Origin of the sequence: Micromonospora sp. NPDC005806 (genome assembly GCF_042871425.1) — a bacterium.
Classification (GTDB): Bacteria; Actinomycetota; Actinomycetes; order Mycobacteriales; family Micromonosporaceae; genus Micromonospora.
Genome location: NZ_JBIAIL010000003.1, coordinates 268,018 through 283,452, shown reverse-complemented (window position 1 = coordinate 283,452; position 15,435 = coordinate 268,018). Strand labels below are relative to the sequence as shown.

The 15,435-nt window shown below is 75.6% G+C and carries 13 protein-coding genes; 5 read left to right on the top strand and 8 right to left on the bottom strand.

Annotated features, from left to right (window positions below):
* Nucleotides 1–203 precede the first annotated feature (203 nt).
* The 3 genes from ACFYOS_RS06145 (at nucleotide 204) to ACFYOS_RS06135 (ending at nucleotide 2,589) form a co-directional block, all read left to right on the top strand.
* Nucleotides 204–842 carry a DUF4332 domain-containing protein gene (locus ACFYOS_RS06145; RefSeq protein ID WP_387136314.1) on the top strand — a complete coding sequence of 213 codons (639 nt, stop codon included), beginning with the start codon at nucleotides 204–206 and terminating at the stop codon, nucleotides 840–842.
* Between the two features lie 220 nt (nucleotides 843–1,062).
* The gene (locus tag ACFYOS_RS06140) at nucleotides 1,063–2,265 is read left to right on the top strand and encodes a low temperature requirement protein A (RefSeq protein ID WP_387136313.1); all 1,203 of its coding nucleotides are present in this window, start codon (nucleotides 1,063–1,065) and stop codon (nucleotides 2,263–2,265) included.
* A 117-nt stretch (nucleotides 2,266–2,382) separates the two neighbouring features.
* A complete protein-coding gene (locus ACFYOS_RS06135; protein ID WP_387136312.1) occupies nucleotides 2,383–2,589 on the top strand; it encodes a hypothetical protein in 207 nt (68 codons plus the stop codon).
* Here the strand turns inward: ACFYOS_RS06135 and ACFYOS_RS06130 are convergent.
* The 3 genes from ACFYOS_RS06130 to ACFYOS_RS06120 all read right to left on the bottom strand — a co-directional run bounded on the left by ACFYOS_RS06130 (nucleotide 2,535) and on the right by ACFYOS_RS06120 (nucleotide 6,356).
* The gene (locus ACFYOS_RS06130) at nucleotides 2,535–4,766 is read right to left on the bottom strand and encodes an amino acid transporter (RefSeq protein ID WP_387136311.1); all 2,232 of its coding nucleotides are present in this window, start codon (nucleotides 4,764–4,766) and stop codon (nucleotides 2,535–2,537) included. The two genes, ACFYOS_RS06135 and ACFYOS_RS06130, sit on opposite strands and share 55 nt — an antisense overlap.
* 100 nt (nucleotides 4,767–4,866) lie before the next feature.
* The gene (locus ACFYOS_RS06125) at nucleotides 4,867–5,301 is read right to left on the bottom strand and encodes a hypothetical protein (RefSeq protein WP_387136310.1); all 435 of its coding nucleotides are present in this window, start codon (nucleotides 5,299–5,301) and stop codon (nucleotides 4,867–4,869) included.
* 188 nt (nucleotides 5,302–5,489) lie between these two features.
* Complete coding sequence (locus ACFYOS_RS06120; RefSeq protein WP_387136309.1) at nucleotides 5,490–6,356, bottom strand: alpha/beta hydrolase family protein; 867 nt, start codon at nucleotides 6,354–6,356, stop codon at nucleotides 5,490–5,492.
* A 124-nt stretch (nucleotides 6,357–6,480) separates the two neighbouring features.
* Between ACFYOS_RS06120 and ACFYOS_RS06115 the strand changes: the two genes are divergently transcribed.
* On the top strand, nucleotides 6,481–7,029 hold the full coding sequence (locus tag ACFYOS_RS06115) for a CGNR zinc finger domain-containing protein (RefSeq protein WP_387136308.1): 549 nt from the start codon (nucleotides 6,481–6,483) through the stop codon (nucleotides 7,027–7,029).
* 4 nt (nucleotides 7,030–7,033) lie between these two features.
* Here ACFYOS_RS06115 and ACFYOS_RS06110 read toward each other — a convergent pair whose 3' ends face one another.
* From ACFYOS_RS06110 to ACFYOS_RS06100, 3 genes are all read right to left on the bottom strand, one after another.
* Nucleotides 7,034–7,774 carry a phosphotransferase enzyme family protein gene (locus ACFYOS_RS06110; protein ID WP_387136307.1) on the bottom strand — a complete coding sequence of 247 codons (741 nt, stop codon included), beginning with the start codon at nucleotides 7,772–7,774 and terminating at the stop codon, nucleotides 7,034–7,036.
* An 83-nt stretch (nucleotides 7,775–7,857) separates the two neighbouring features.
* The gene (locus tag ACFYOS_RS06105; RefSeq protein WP_387136306.1) at nucleotides 7,858–8,628 is read right to left on the bottom strand and encodes a DUF5995 family protein; all 771 of its coding nucleotides are present in this window, start codon (nucleotides 8,626–8,628) and stop codon (nucleotides 7,858–7,860) included.
* Between the two features lie 115 nt (nucleotides 8,629–8,743).
* Complete coding sequence (locus ACFYOS_RS06100) at nucleotides 8,744–11,689, bottom strand: helix-turn-helix transcriptional regulator (protein WP_387136305.1); 2,946 nt, start codon at nucleotides 11,687–11,689, stop codon at nucleotides 8,744–8,746.
* 241 nt (nucleotides 11,690–11,930) lie between these two features.
* On the opposite strand from ACFYOS_RS06100, the gene ACFYOS_RS06095 reads away from it, so the two are divergent.
* Nucleotides 11,931–14,219, top strand: coding sequence for an adenylate/guanylate cyclase domain-containing protein (locus ACFYOS_RS06095; RefSeq protein WP_387136304.1), 2,289 nt, complete (start codon nucleotides 11,931–11,933; stop codon nucleotides 14,217–14,219).
* A 163-nt stretch (nucleotides 14,220–14,382) separates the two neighbouring features.
* Here the strand turns inward: ACFYOS_RS06095 and ACFYOS_RS06090 are convergent, their stop codons facing one another.
* Nucleotides 14,383–14,949, bottom strand: coding sequence for a dienelactone hydrolase family protein (locus tag ACFYOS_RS06090; protein ID WP_387136303.1), 567 nt, complete (start codon nucleotides 14,947–14,949; stop codon nucleotides 14,383–14,385).
* Nucleotides 14,950–15,040: 91 nt separating this feature from the next.
* A complete protein-coding gene (gene paaI, locus ACFYOS_RS06085) occupies nucleotides 15,041–15,433 on the bottom strand; it encodes a hydroxyphenylacetyl-CoA thioesterase PaaI (protein WP_387136359.1) in 393 nt (130 codons plus the stop codon).
* Nucleotides 15,434–15,435 lie beyond the last annotated feature (2 nt).

The following is a 15,435-nucleotide window of genomic DNA, read 5'->3' as shown; positions in this document are numbered from 1 at the left end:
CCGCACCCGGCACCAGCGTCCGGGACGCCCCCTTTTCACCCGGCCGGGACACACGCTCGGTCATCCCACCGCCACCCGCCGGCACGACCCCGTCCCACCAGCGACGAACCCGACCGGCCTCCCTGTCGCCCTCGACGAACGTGTGCGAAGCTGCCCCGAGTTTTCTCGCGACTGTCGGACACACACATACGAGGAGGTTGGCTGTGCCGTCGAGTTTCGGGCTGTGGCTGGTCGTGATCCTGGTCCTGGTGGTGGGAGTGGTCGTCGGCTGGGTGGTGACCGGTCGCCGGACCGCCGCCGGACCGGCGTCGCCCACCGTGGAGGGTGAGCCCACCACCGGTGCCGCCGAGGCGGACGCCGTCGTCGAACAGGAGCGGCCCGCGGCCGTCGTCGACGAGGTTCCCCCGCCCGCCGCGGTGACCGAGGAGCCGGCCCCCGCGCCGACCGCCGACGTGGAGCCCGCCGTGGCCGCGCCGGCGTTGGCCGAGGTGGCGCCGGAGCCGGTCGCCGCGGAGGCGGACACGCCGGAGACCGCGCCGGTGGTCGTCGCCGCGCCGCGCGCCGCGGTGGAGGACGCCGCCCCGGCCGAGGTGGACGGTGCCGCCGACCCGGGAGCGGCGGACGACTTCCGGCGGATCCAGGGCATCGGGCCGAAGATGGCCGCCGCCCTCCAGGCCGCGGGCATCCGCACCTACCAGCAGCTCGCCGAGCTGGACGAGGCGGCGCTGCGGGAGACCATCAAGGCCGCCGGCCTGCGCGCCACGGCAAGCCTGGCGACCTGGCCGCAGCAGGCCAAGGTGCTGGCGGGCGCCCGCGCCGAGGCCGATGAGGTGCTGCCCTGAGCGCCGGCGAGCGCGGCTGAGCTCATGCCGGGCCGGTGGTGACCGACCGTCACCACCGGCCCGGACCCGTTCCGGGGGCCGGGCGGACCACGCAGTCCGGGGCCGCCCGGACGGGTCGGATTAAAGGATGAAACCGGACACGAGCCCGGGTGGCCGTCGCTACCGTCGGTGCAGGGCCGGACGGCCCGCCGCGCCGATCCCGCCACCGCAGGAGCAGCTCGTGCCCTTCGCCACGCCGGAGCCACCCGCCGACCGGCGGGCCCCGGTCCGCGATCCCGAGTCACCCCGGCGGGTGACCCTGCTGGAGCTCTTCTTCGACCTGGTGTACGTGGTCGCGCTGGCCCTCATCTCGCGTGGCCTGTACAGCGAGGTCACCTGGGACCGCGCCTTCCAGTCCCTGCTCATGTTGATGGCCATCTGGTGGACCTGGGCGATCACCACGCTGGTCACCGACATGTACGACCCGCAGCGTCCCGAGATCAAGCTACTCATCGCGACGGTGATGTTCGGCGCGCTGCTGATGACCACCGCCATCCCGGAGGCCTTCGACGACCGGGGGCTGGTCTTCGCCGGGACGTACGTCGCGATCCATCTCGGACGTGGGCTCTTCCTCATGCCGACGGTCCGCCGCCATCCGGAGACCCAACGTCGGGCGGCCCGAATCTTCACCTGGTTCGCGGTCTCCGGGATTCCCTGGCTGGTCGGGGGCGTGGTGGGCGGCCACGCCCGGGAGTTGCTCTGGGCGCTGGCGCTGGGCATGGACTACCTCGGCTTCCGGCTCGCGTACCCGGTGCCCGGTCTCGGGGTGGTGCCCGACGCGCAGCGCAACGTCACCGCCGAGCACCTGTCCGAGCGCTACCAGCAGTTCTTCATCATCGCCCTCGGCGACGCCATCCTGGTCATCGGCATGATGTTCAGCGTCAGGCACTCGGAGGCGGAGAACCTGGGCGCGTTCGCGGCCGCCTTCGTCACCACCCTGCTGCTCTGGCGGATCTACGTGCACAAGTCCGGTGAGCTGCTGCCGCACGCCATCGCCCGGTCGAAGCAGCCGAGCCGGTTCCTGCTGACCGCGCCGTACACCCATCTGCTGATGGTGGCCGGGGTGGTGACCTCGGCGACCGGCTTCGACCTGGTGCTGCACGAGCCGACCGGACGTACGCCACCGGCCTGGGCCGCGGTCATCCTCGGCGGGCCGGCGATGTTCCTGGCCGGTCGCGCCGCCTTCGAGTACGAGGTGTTCAGCCGGGTGTCGGTCTCCCGCCCCGGCGGGCTGCTGGCCCTGCTCACCATCGCGCCGGCCGTCCTCTTCCTGCCGCCGCTGTTCGCCGCGTTCGGCGCCATGCTGGTGCTGGCCGGGGTGGCCGTCGCCGACTACCTGCGCAGCCGGGGCCGGCCGCCGGAGGAGCCCGCCCCGCCACACTGAACCGACCCGCGATGGTCGAAATCAGCCGCGCCGATCTCGGGCGCCGTTTGACCGCTCCCCCGCTCTGGGTACATGACCTCCACCTCGGATCCACCACAACCCCCGTGGAGGCAACCCATGCGCGGCACCTCGATAGTCGGCGTTCTGGTCGTCATCTGGCTCATCATCGGCGCGATCGCCGCCGGTCAGCGCGGTTACTACAACAACAACGACGCCAACTGCGCCGAGGCCGGCACCATCCTGGTCACCATCGTGGCCGGTCCGCTGAACTACATCGGCGCCAACCCCAAGGTGGACTGCACGCTCCCCGAGCCGTCCAAGTAGGTCACCCCGCCCGCCGGCCCGCGCCCGCTCCCCCGAGGCGCGGGCCCCGTCGTGTCCGGGGCCGTGTGGGCTCCGCCGCCGACGTGGATGCCGGGCCGGCGGCTGGGGTCCCGCTCGGACTTGCGGATGATCTCCCGGACCACCGGCGGGGTGTCGCCCCGGCCGAGGATCAGGTAGCGCAGCAGGTGCGCGAGCGGGTTGCCCTCGGACCACTCGAAGTGGCAGTGCGGCCGGACGCCGGTGGCGTCCCGCAGCGCGAGCAGGATGGCGGCGATGGCGTTCGGGGCGGCCGGGCTGCCGGCCCGCAGGATCCGGTACCCGCCGACCTCCACCCCGTGCACGTGCAGCACCTGGGCGAACTGCGACGGGTCGGAGATGTCGATCTCCAGGAAGAGCACGTCGGCGGCGCCGGGGACCGGATTCATCCCGCGCTGTGCCCGCTCCTTGAGCCGGTACTCCTTGAGCGAGCCGCTCTGCCGCTTGTTGGCGATCAGGTGCAGCTGGCCGTCGTGGGCGATCGAGTCGGCGACGAACCGTCGGGCCTCGTCGTCGAACTCGATCCGTTCGGCCCGCAGTTCGGTGGTCCGGGACACCCGGGAGATCAGCGAGACGGCGATGATGCCGGCGATGAACATGCCGGAGATGGTGATGCCGTCCGGCTTCTCGATGACGTTCTCGACGAGCGCGTAGAGCAGCACCACGGTGAGCACCGCGAAGCCGGCCCCGGCGAACGGGTGCCGCGCCGCGTACGCGGCGATGGTCACCGCGATCGCGGCGGAGACCATCATCGCCAGGATCCCGGTGGCGTACGCCCCGGCCTGGGCGTTGACGTCGGCCCCGAAGGCGACCGTGATGGCGATGCTGATGGCCGTGTAGACCAGCACCACCGGGCGGACGGCGCGTCCCCACTCCGGCGCCATGCCGTACGAGGGCAGGTAGCGGGGCACGATGTTGATCAGGCCGGCCATCGCGGAGGCCCCGGCGAACCAGAGGATGAGGATGCTGCTGACGTCGTAGCCGGTGCCGAACGCCTCGCCCAGGTGCTCGTGGGCCAGCCAGGCCAGCGCCCGCCCGTTGGCGGCCCCGCCGGGCTGGAACTCCTTGGCCGGGATCAGCACCGTCGTGACGAACGTAGTGGTGATCAGGTAGACCGACATGATCAGCGCCGCGGTGGTGAGCAGCTTGCGGGTGTTGTGGATCCGGGCCCGTAGGCGTTCCTCGGTGTCCCCGCCGTCCCCCTTCACCAGCGGCATCATGCTCACCCCGGTCTCGAAGCCGGAGAGGCCCAGCACCAGCAGCGGGAAGGCGAGCACGCTGGTGCGCAGCACGTCGCCGGCCCCGCCGAGCGAGGTCAGCCGGGTGGTCCAGCCGGAGAGCACCGCGGGGTCGCGGGCGACCTCGACCAGGCCGACGACCACGATCACCGCGTTCAGCGCGAGGAAGACAGCGACCAGGGGGATGGCGACCTGCACCGCCTCCCGGAACCCCATCAGGAACACCCCGCCGAGGATCAACAGCAGCACCACGGTCACCAGCACCGCTGCCACGCCGCCGTGCGGGAACGACTGCGGCAGGATCGGGTTCTCCAGCAGGTGGACGGTGGCGTCGGCGGCCGACAGGGTGATCGTGATGATCCACGAGGTGGCCACGAAGCCGAGCAGCACCAGCACGAAGATCTTGCCCCGCCAGAACGGCAGCAGCCGCTCCAGCATCGCCACCGAGCCCTGGCCGTGCGGGCTCTCCCGGGCCACCCGCCGGTACATCGGCAGCATCCCGAGCAGGGTCAGCGCCACGATCAGCAGCGTGGCCAGCGGGGAGAGCGCCCCGGCCGCCACCGCCGCGATACCCGGCAGGTAGGACAGGGTGGAGAAGTAGTCGACGCCGGTCAGGCACATCACCTGCCACCAGGGGTGCGCCGCCGCCTGGTGCTCGCGCGTCTCCGGGCCGACCGGCTGCACCCGGTGCTCGAACAGCCACCGCGCGAGCGGGCTGCCCGGCTCGGGCGGCCGGACCGGGGTGTCCACGCACGCCGGGACCGCCGCCGGCCCCCGGCCTTCCCGGTCGCCCCGCTCCGGGTCACGGACCGCGCGCCGCGCCCGATCCGCCGCGGCGTACTGCGCCTGGTTGCGCCGCCCCCGCGCACGCCGGGCCTGCGCCCCGTCCCGCCTGTCCGCCATGTACACCCCTTCAGGCCCTGCACCGACCGTAGGCGGTACCCAGGGCCACACCGGCGGAACCCGACAGGCCGAAAAAGATCGTCCGGACCGCCGGCCGCGGTCAGCCGGACGAGGCGCGCAGGGCGTCGCGCAGGGCCTCCGCGTCGGTCACCGTCACGGTGACCGCCGGGTGGCGCAGCCAGGGGCCGGGGACCAGGGCCGGCACCGGGGTGCCGAAGCGCACGCAGACCCCGGCGGCCACGCTGCTGCCGAAGGTGATCCCGCCGTCGGCGGCGGACAGGCGCGGCCCGATCGCCCGCCACCAGCGGTACGGGCCGCCGAGCTCCGCCCCGGTGACGTTGTCGCGGGCGGTGCGCAGCAGCCACGGGCCGAACCGGACGGTCAGCTCGTCGGGGCCGAGTTCGACCCGGGCGGTCTCCGGGCGTACCCCGAGCAGGCCCAGCGGCAGCCGGAACGCCGGGTCGAACCGGAACGCGAAGCGGCGGACCCCGCCGCCCGGGGCCGGCCCGGGAGGGGCCGGTTCGCTGTACGTCATGGCGGCGACGTACCCGGCCCGGCCGGTCCAACACCCCCCGACGGACAGTGTGCCGACCGGCCCGCGTCACCTCCGGCCCGCCGCGGTGCCGTCGGGACCGGGCCGGCAGGTCGGGCCGGCCCAGTCGCCCAACCGTGCGCCGGGACCGGCCGGCACCCCCCGGGCCGGCCGGTCCCCTCCCCTTCGGGTCATCCACCCAGGCCCAGGCGGTCGGCCAGCCAGGCGACCCGGTCGTCGCGGGCGCTGGTCGCGCCGAGGTCGTGCTCCTCGCGCGGGTAGAGCGACACCCGCGCCTGCGGCGCCGCGGCGGCGAAGGCGGCGCGGGTCTCCGGGCCGACGAACCGGTCCGCGCCGGCGAACTGGAGGTACGCCCCGGCGCCGAGCTGCCCCACCAGGTCCACCGGGTCCAGCCCGGCGAAGACCGCCCGGTACGCCGCCTGCTCCCCCGCCGGCAGTTGCAGCCAGTACTGGTCGAACCAGTTCGCCCAGGTGGCGTCCGGCGCGAGGAGCACCGCCGTGCGCAGCCCGGGCTCCCCCGCGGCGAGGTCGGCGGCGTACATCGCGCCGTAGTCGTGGCCGACCACCGCGGTGCGGGTCCGGTCGACCCCGGGCTCGGCGAGCAGCCGCCGGTACGCCTGCCGCACGGCGTCGAGCTGGGCGGTCACCGTGGCCCGGTCCCGGGCGTCGCCGACCGGGTCGCCCGCCCACGGGAAGGTGAGCTGGGGCAGCACCGAGACCACCCCGCGCCCGGCCAGCGCGGTCGCCTCGGCGAGGAACTCGGTGCGGTCCTGGCTGGCCCGGCCCGGCTCGAACCAGTGCAGGTCCAGCACGCCGGGCAGCCCGGCGCCGGACCGCTGCGGCCGCACCAGGTACGCCCGGACGGCCGGCTGTCCGGGCACCGGGATCTCGATGTCCCGGACCAGCACGGCGTCCCCGCGTCCCTCGGCGGCCGGCGCGGGCCCGGCGGGTGTCTCCGCCTTCGCCCCGCCGGCGCCGACGAGCGCGCCGGTGACCAGCAGCACCGCCGCGGACACGAGCACGGGCAGTCGTCGCACCACAACACCTCCATAAGTTTTTAAACGCGTTTAACAACTGATGACGCTAGGATGGCGGGCGGCGATCGGTCAAGGGCGGAGGGACGGCGGGCGTGTCGGAAACCGGACGGCGGAGCGGACGCGGATGAGCGCGGTGCCACCCCTGGAGCCCGCGCTGCGGCTGGCCGTCGCGCTGCTGCACAGCTACTGGGTGCTCCAGGACCCGATCGACCAGCTCTCCGTGGCCCGGATCCGGGCCGCCGGTCGGGAGCTCGGCCTCGCCGAGGTCACCGACCCGCTCGGCGAGCCGGACCTGCCCCGGCTCCGGGACCTGCGGGAACGGCTCTACCAGGTCTTCGCCGCTCCCGACCCGGCCGCCCGGGTGGCCACCCTCAACGAGGTGCTGGCCGAGGTCAGCGCGGGCACGACGGTCGAGTCCACCCCGGACGGCACGCTGCGGCTCACCCCGCTGCCCCGGCCCGGCCCGGTCGGGCCGTTCGCCGCCCTGGCCACCGGGGCGCTCGCGCGGGCCGCCGCGACCGGCGGGGCGGACCGGTTCGGGGTCTGCGCGGCCGACCCCTGCCGGGCGCCCTACCTCGACCGCACCCGAGCAGGCCGGCAGCGGTACTGCTGCGAACTGTGCAACAACCGGGCCGCCGCGGCGGCGTACCGGAGCCGGTCCCGGCGCGGCTGAGGCGTCAGGCCAGCGCGGCCGACCACCGGCCCACATGCGCGTCCAGCAGCTCGGCGGTGGCCAGCCAGTAGGCCCCGTCCTCGGCGTGGATCCGCGCCCACGGCTGCACCCCGTCCCGGGCGCCCCGCCGCAGCAGGTCGGACATGGCCCGGGCCCGGTGGCCGAGCAGCGCGGCCAGCGCCGGCCGGTCCGCGGCGGGCAGGCCGTAGCCGTCGACGAAGGCGCGCAGCCGGGCGGCCGACTCCGCGAGCGGCCGGTCGGGGCGCATCCCGGCCATGCTCTGTGCCGCGTACGCCAACTCCCAACCCCGGGTGCCCGGGCCGGCGCCGTCCCAGTCGATCAGCACCCAGCCACGGGACGACCGGACCAGGTTCCACGGCGCGACGTCGTGGTGGCAGATCAGCGCCTCGCCGTCGGGCGGGATGACCCGCTGCCACACCGCCGACGGCGGGGGCACGAAGTCGGCCGTCGCGCGGTGCAGGTCGGCCAGGAACGCGCCGATCGACGCCAGCTCCCCCGGGGAGTACGTGCCGGCCGGGTCGCCGAGCTCCCCCGGGACGTACTCCAGCACCTGGCGGCCCCGGTCGTCCCGGCCGAGCGGTCGGGGCGCGCCGGGGAAGCCGACCTCGTGCAGGTGGGTGAGTAGGGCGTCGACGGCGTCCGTCCACGGGCCGACCGGCCGCCGGACCGTGTCGCCGACCCGCACGACGCCGGTGGTGACGTTGCCGGTCAGCGCCTGTTCCACGGGCCTATCCTCGCACCCGGGGCGGCACCGACGACGTCCCCGCGTTCCGCCGACCGACGGAACGCGGGGACCCCCCGTCGCGGCTACTGGAGGAACGCCCCGAGAGGCGACAGCAGCAGCCGGCCGAGCAGCGCGGCGTTGTCGTCCAGCCGCGTCCGCTCACACTCGCGGGCCTCCGGGTCGTGCCGGCAGCGCCAGATCTTCTGCGCGTTGCGCCAGGCCACGTTCCGGGTGTACTCCACCAGCTCGCCCTGGTACCAGTCGTCGATGTCGCCGTTGACCATGTCGATCATCAGCTGCCAGTGGTCCAGGTAGCCCCGGCGCAGCTCCGGGATCCGCTCGGCGAAGATCTCGTTGATCTCCAGGTAGTCGCGGTGCTGGTCGCTGCCGTCGACCGGCTCGGACTCCAGACTCTCCAACGTGGTGACCAGCGCGAATGGCAGGTCGTAGTTGATGTGGGCGTTCACCCCGGCGGCCGCCGACGGCAGCGGGCGGGCGTCCGGGCCGCGCATCCGCTTGAACAGGCAGGACCATGCCTTCGGGGTGCTCGGGCTCGATTCGGTCCAGTACCGCAACGCGTCGAAGTAGCGGGCGGCGAACTCCACGTCCAGCCGCGCGAGGAAGACCGGGTCGACGAACCGGTCGTCGTACAGGCCGTCGAGGACGGTGCTCGTGATGACCAGGTAGAGCTTGTTGAAGTCCGCCAGGGGGCAGCTCTCCTCCAGCGGAGGCAGCCGGACCAGCAGGTCCTGCAGCTTGGTGAGGTGGTCGACGACCGCCGGCACGTCCGCGGGGTGGTCGGCGAGCAGCCCGACGATGTCCTGGTGCACAGGACCCCAGACCGGTTCGGTCATCTCTCCTCCACTGTGGCCAGCGCCCCGCAGCGCCCCATCGACCTCGGACAGCCTGCCAGCCGCCGCCCACCGGACGGATCAGTAGAACGACGTATTCGGCGGCGGCTACCTACCGCTACTCCGGGCGGTTGCGCAGGTGGATCGCGCTCGCCTGCACCCGGGTGCGGACCTGGAGCTTGTCGAAGATGTGCGACACGTGCACCCCGATGGTCCGCTCGCTGATGAACAGCCGCTGACCGATCTCCTTGTTGGTCAGTCCCTCGGCCACGGCGGCGAGCACCTCGCGTTCCCGGGCGGTGAGCGCGGTCAGCTCGTCCACCGCCGGGAGGGCGGCCGGCGGGGCGGTCCGCGGCCGGGGCACGGTCCGGGTCTCCGCTGCCGGAGGCTCCGCCAACGTCACCCTGGCCCGCCCGGCCAGGCCGCGGATCTCCGAGCTCAGCGGCACCGCGCCCAGCGCCTGCGCCATCTGGTGCGCCTGCCGCAGCAGCTTGCCGGCGGTCGCCACCCGGCTGCGCCGGCCCAGCAGCGCCTCGGCCTGCCGCAGCCGCGAGTACGCCGCCGGGTACGGGTGGTTGCGGCGGTCCCACTCGGCCGCCGAGCGGCCCCACAGCTCCGGGTCGCCGCGGCCGTCGTCGAGCCGGCTGATCTCGGCATCGCAGAGCGCCAGGAACCCGTCCGCGACGTAACGCACCGGCGCGCCGGCCTTCTCGCTCTTGCGGGCCACCCGGTCCACCACCTCGCGCAGCCGGCGCACCGCCGTCGGGTCCACCTCGACCGTCCGGCTGGCGGACGCCTCCGCCTCGGCGCGCAGCCCGTGCCAGGCCAGGGTGGCGAGCACGATCACGTCGTCGGAGCGGCTCTCGGTCAGGCCCCGCTGGACGGCCTGCCGGGCCAGGTCGTGCCGGCCCTGCCACATGGCCAGCCCGGCGCGCAGGATGAGCATGGGCAGCACGTGCCGGGCGCCGCCGCCGGCGAGCACGGTGGCCACCGCCTCCAGGTCCCGGTCGGAGGCCTCGATGTCGCCGTACCCGACGGAGAGCCGGCAGCGGGCGAGCAGCAATTCCACCGCGTCGGCGCCGGACGGGCGGTGCCGCAGCGCGGCGGCGACCACCTTCTCCGCCTCGGCCCACTGCCCGACCCGGAACAACCCGTTCGTGGCGATGGCCAGCAGCCGGGTCTCCCAGGTGCGGCCCAGCCCCAGCTCAGCGACCCGCTCGGCGCCCCGGCGGGCCACGACCACCCCCTCCTCGAGGATGTTCAGCGGCCCGGTCAGCAACTCCGCCAGGTGCAGGTACGCGCACGCCACGTCCTCCGGCCGGCCGGACCGCTCGGCGGTCTGCAGGGCCCGCCGCATCACGGCCAGCCCGGCCTCCGGGTCCTCCAGGTACGCCTCGCTGTAGCCGAGCGCGGCGCTGGCCAGCACCACCTCGGAGGTGGAGCCGTCCACCGCCGCGGCGAGCTGGAGCGCCTCCCGGGCCTGCGCACCGGCCTCGGCGTACCGGCCCAGGTGCAGCAGCAGCTCGGCCAGGTGGGCGGCGGCGGTGGCCTGCTCCCGGGGCGTGCAGTCGGCCGCCTCCAGCGCGCGCCGGTACTCCGCCTCGGCCGGCGCGGACCGGCCGGCGGCGGCCAGGTAACGGGCCCGCCGGATGTGCAGGGCGCAGGTCGGCGGCCCGGCCGGGTGTCGAGCCAACTCCTCCAGCAGGTCCAGCGCCCGGGCGTGCTCGCCGCAGTGGTGCGCCGTCTCCGCCGCGTGCGTCAGCAGCTCGGCGCGGCCCACCCCCGCCGGCGCGGGCCGCTCGGCGTCGGTCGGGCCCGCCGCCGGGGCGGCCAGCTGCAACGCCACCGACCAGTGCCGGTGCGCCTCGGCGTACCCGTGCAGCCGCTCGGCCTCGCGGGCGGCGGCCATGGCGGCGGGCAGCGCCCGGCCCGGCTCGCCGGCCAGCCGCCAGTGGTGGGCCAGCCGCGCCTGGTGCAGCTCCCCGGTGGCCGAGGTCAGCCCCTCGGCGTAGCGCCGGTGCAGCACGGCGCGCTCGGCGGGCAGCAGCTCGTGCGCCAGCACCTCGGCCACCAGCCGGTGTCGCAGCCGGTAGCCGTCGTCGGCGCCGACCAGCAGGCGGTGCGCCACCGCCGCCCGGACCGCCTCGATCAGCTCCTCCTCCGGCAGCCGCACCACCTGGGCCAGCAGCCAGTGCTCGACCGGTTCGACGCCGGCGGCGACGGCGTGCACCACCGCGTGCGCATGCTGCGGCAGCGCGTCGACCCGGGACAGGAAGACCTCGCGCAGCGTGTCGGAGAGGCCGTCGCGGCCGTCCCGCAGGTCGCGGGCGAGTTCCTCGACCACGAACGGGTTGCCGCCGCTGCGCTGCCACATCCGGTCGGCCGCCTCGGGCGGCAGCGGGGCGCCGACGATCGCGGCGGCCAGCTCGTCGGTGCCGGCCCGGTCCAGCGGCGCCAGGTCGACCACCCGTACCGAGCGCAGCCGGCGCAGCTCGGTGAGGACGCGGCGCAGCGGGTGGGCGCCCTGCAGCGACTCGGCGCGGATCGCGGCGAGCACCGACAGGTGCAGGTCGCCGAGCCCGGCCAGCAGGTAGAGCAGGAGCTGGCGGGTGCTCCGGTCGACCCACTGCAGGTCGTCCAGCACGAGCACCAGCGGACGCCCGCCGGCGACCAGGTGCAATCCGCGGGAGACCCGCTCCAGCAGCGCACCCGCTCCGTCCGGACCCGGGGTCTCCTCGTCGAACACCTGGAGCAGGCCGCGCACCGCGGAGGAGGTGCGAGCCTCGGTCAGCTCGGCGTCGCAGCGGCGCAGCGCCTGCCGCAGCGGGTGCAGCGGGGAGGCGTCGCCGATGTCCAGGCAGGAGCCGGTCAGCACCACCGCGCCCGCGTCGCGCAGCCGCTCGCTGACCTCGGCCAGCAGTCGGCTCTTGCCCACCCCGCTCTCGCCGGTGAGGAAGACCGCCGCGGTGTTGCCGGGGGCGACGTCGTCGAGCAGGGCCGACCGGAGCGACGCGACGGTGTCGGCACGGCCGACGAGCGGTGCGGTGTCCACATCGGTGGCCATGGCACGCAGCCTAGTCACAGGTTCCCGCACCGTTCTACGGGCTCAGGACGCTTGTGGTACCTCTCGCGTCGACATTGCGACTAAAGGTTGCGGGTGGTCGACATACGTCGTCCTACCGATCCCCCGACAACCCGGTGGTGAAAGTCTCCGGAGGTCGTCAGGCAGCGGACCGGGGGAAAGGGTGGGTGCGATGCCAGTGACCTCGACCGTGGGGTGTCAGGATGCCGTCACGCGGTGGCCGGTGCCGGAGGAGAGACGTACGGTCACCGTCCTGTTCGCCGACATCGTCGGCTCGACCGGTCTGGTCGAACGGCTCGACCCGGAGGACGTCCGGGCGCTGCAGCAGGCGTACTTCGGCACGGTGGCCGGGGTGCTGCGCCGGTGGAACGGCGTGGTGGAGAAGTACATCGGCGACGCGGTGATGGCCCTGTTCGGGGTGCACGGCTCGGACGGCTTCGACGCGTACCGGGCGGTGCGGGCCGGCCTGGAGATCCAGGACGCGTTGGACCGGCGGGCGCCGGCCGGCATCCGGCTGCGGGTCCGGGTCGGGGTGGCCACCGGGGAGGTCCTGGTGGACCTGGCCGCCACCCGGAACGGCGGGCACGGCACCGCCAGCGGCGCGGTGATCACCACCGCCGCCCGCCTCCAGGAGTACGCGCCGCCGGGCGGAGTGGTGGTCTGCGCGGCCACCCAGCGGACCACCGCCGGCCTGCTCGACCTGCGGCCGCTGGCCGCGATGGCGGTCGCCGGCAAGGCGTCGCCGCTGGACGTCTGGCGGGTCGCCGGGCTGGCCCGGCCCCGGCCGGCCCGCCACCACGGCCCGCTGGTCGGCCGGCGGCGGGAGCTGGCCACCGCCGGTGACGAGATCACCCGGGCGGTACGGGACCGCCGGCCGCGCTGGGTCTCCCTGACCGGCCCGGCGGGCAGCGGGCGCAGCCGGCTGCTGCACGAGCTGACCCGCGCCGTGTCGAGCGTGGACGGTGCACCGGTGCGCTGGTGCGTGACGCACTGCCCGCCGTACCCCCAGGGGGAGCTGGCGCCGCTGGCCGACATGGTCCGCGCCTTCGCCGGGGTCCGCGACACGGACCCCGCGGCGACGGTACGCCGACGACTGGCCGCCGCGCTGGACGGACTGCTGCCGCCGGCCCGGCGGGCCGCGGCGGCGCACGCCCTGGCCGACTTCGTGGCGACACCGCAGGAGGAGGGGGCGGCGGCCGGCGGGGCCGAGGTGTGGCGGGAGATCCTCCTCGACCTGGCAGCCGGTGGGCCGGTGGTGGTGGCCGTGGACGACCTGGACCGGGCCGCCCCGCCGCTGAACCGGTTCCTGCACCGGCTCTTCGTCACCGCGACCGAGCGGGCCCTGCCCCTCGCGGTGGTGGTCACCCACGGGCCGGGTTGGGCCGACCTGCTGCCGGGAGCCGCCGGCCGGCGACGCCGGGTGCCGCTGCCCGCACTGGGCACCGTGGACACCGGACGCCTGCTGCGGCACCTGCTCGGCCGGGCCGGTCGGCCGGCCGCGCTGGCCCGGGAACTGCTGTCTCTGGTCGGCGGGAACCCGGCCGCGGCGCGGGCGTACGTGGCGGCGCTCGACCACGACGGCCCGCCGGCCGGCGTGCCGGAGCCGGTGCGTCGCATGGTGGACGTGCGGCTGGACCAGCTGGACGGGGCCCAGCGGGCGGTGCTGATGGCGGGCGCGCACCACGGGATGGCCGTCGACAGCGACACGGTGGAGCGACTGCTCGACTGGCCGGCGGGCCGCGCGGCGCCGGTGCTGCGTGCCCTGGCCGGGGCCGGACTGCTGCGCCGGACCGGTGCGGACGGGTACGTCGTCACCGACCCGGTGGTGGCCCGGGTGGCGCGACACCGGCTGCCTCGCGCGCTGCGGGCGGAGTTCACCCGCCGCTTGTCGAACGACGGCCGCCCCGCCAGGCCCGCCCGGCGTCCGGCCGACGTCCCCGCACGCCCCGCGGTCGCGGGCCGGGCGGCGGCGGTCACCCGCACCGGCGGCCCGGCCGCCTGCCCCACCGTGGCGGGCGCCCTCAGTGGCGGCTCGGCCGCCCGCCCCACCGTGGCTGGTACCGGCACCGGCGGCGCGACGGACCATCCCGTGGTGACGGGTCGGCCGGCGGCTGCGCGGGCCGGCAGCCCGGCGGTGGCGGACCGGCCGGTGGGCTCGACGCTCGATGCCCCGGTGAACCGTGCGGGGGTGCCGGTGGACCGGTCGGGCGACGGGTCACCGGTCGGCCCGGGCCGGGCGGGTGGGCGGTGGCCGGTGCCGGACAGCCTGGTCGGGGCGGCCGGGCTCGGGCATCCGTCGGCCGGCCCGACCAGCGGCACGCCGGGCGACGCCCGGGCGTCGGTGTCGGCGCCGGTCAGCGGGCGGACCGGACCGGTCGGCGGTCGACCACCGGCCGTCGGGCCGCCGCGGCCACGTCTGCGCGGGATCGCGGGACGGGAACCGGCGGCCCGGACAACGTCGCGTCGTACCCGGACCGGCGGTCCCGCCGACGTCCCGCTGCTCGCCGCCTGAGCCCGGCGCCCGGGTCGGAGCGGGCACGGGGCCACTCCGACCCGGGACGTCGTACCGCGCGGCGCCGATGGTCACCACGTCGCCGTGCGGGGGCCGGGCCGCCCGCGGCCCTGGACCCTCCGCGGCGCGGATCCGCCGAGGACCGGATGTCCGCGCCGGAGACTCAGCGGTCGGCGAGGAACGCCAGCACGCGGTCCCAGGTCAGTGCGGCCGCCAGCGCGTCGTGGTCGGGCACGTCCGGATCGGTGTAGAGGTGGCCCGGGCCCGGATAGCGGTGCACGGACACCTCGGCGCCGGCCGCGGTCATCGCCCGCCGCCACTCGTCCACCTCGTCCTGCGGCTCGTACTCGTCCGGATCGGCGAGATGGAGCTGGACCGGCAGCCCGGGACGGACGGACTCCGGGGCGCCGCCGGTGCCGTGCAGCAGGAGCAGCGCCGCCGCCTCGGGCCGCTCGGCGAGCAGCGCCCCGGCCACCCCGGCCCCCATCGAGAACCCGGCCAGCACCGCCTCGGCGGGCAGGTCACGCGCCGCCGCCCGGGCCCGGTCGAGGACCACGTCCCGGCCGACCTTCTCGAGGAGCGCGAAGCCCGCCTCGACGGTGTCGGCGGCGGGCAGCCCGTACAGGTCGGGGGTGGTGACCTGGTGGCCGGCGGCGCGCAACCGGTCGGCGGCGGCCAGCACGGCGGGCCGCAACCCGTAGACGGAGTGCAACAGCAGGATCTGCGCCATTCGGCCATCCTGCCCCAGACCGCCGACGGAATCCGCACGACGCGGCGGGGCGACCAGGCGTCCGGCCCTGGGTCAGCGGGGCATCGCCTGCTCAGATCTGCGCGCCGCCGCCGGGCTCGCGGGCGATGGTGCGGCTGCGGCCCCGGAACTCGGCGACCACCTCGTCGTCCCGCCACACCGTGACGTCGTAGATGCCGCTGCGGCCGTAGCGGACCCGCTCGGTGGCCCGGGCCTCGAGCAGGTCGCCCTCGCGGACCGGGCGCAGGAAGCTGATCTCGCCGCCGGCGGCCACGGTGGCCGGGCCGTGGCTGTTGCAGGCCAGCGCGAACGCGGTGTCGGCGAGCAGGAAGACGAACCCGCCGTGGCCGATGGCGTGGCCGTTGAGCATGGCCGAGGTGACCCGCATCCGGGCCACCGCCGCGCCGTCGCCGGCCGAGACCAGCTCGATGCCGAGCCCCTTGGAGGCGACGTCGGCGTCGAACATGT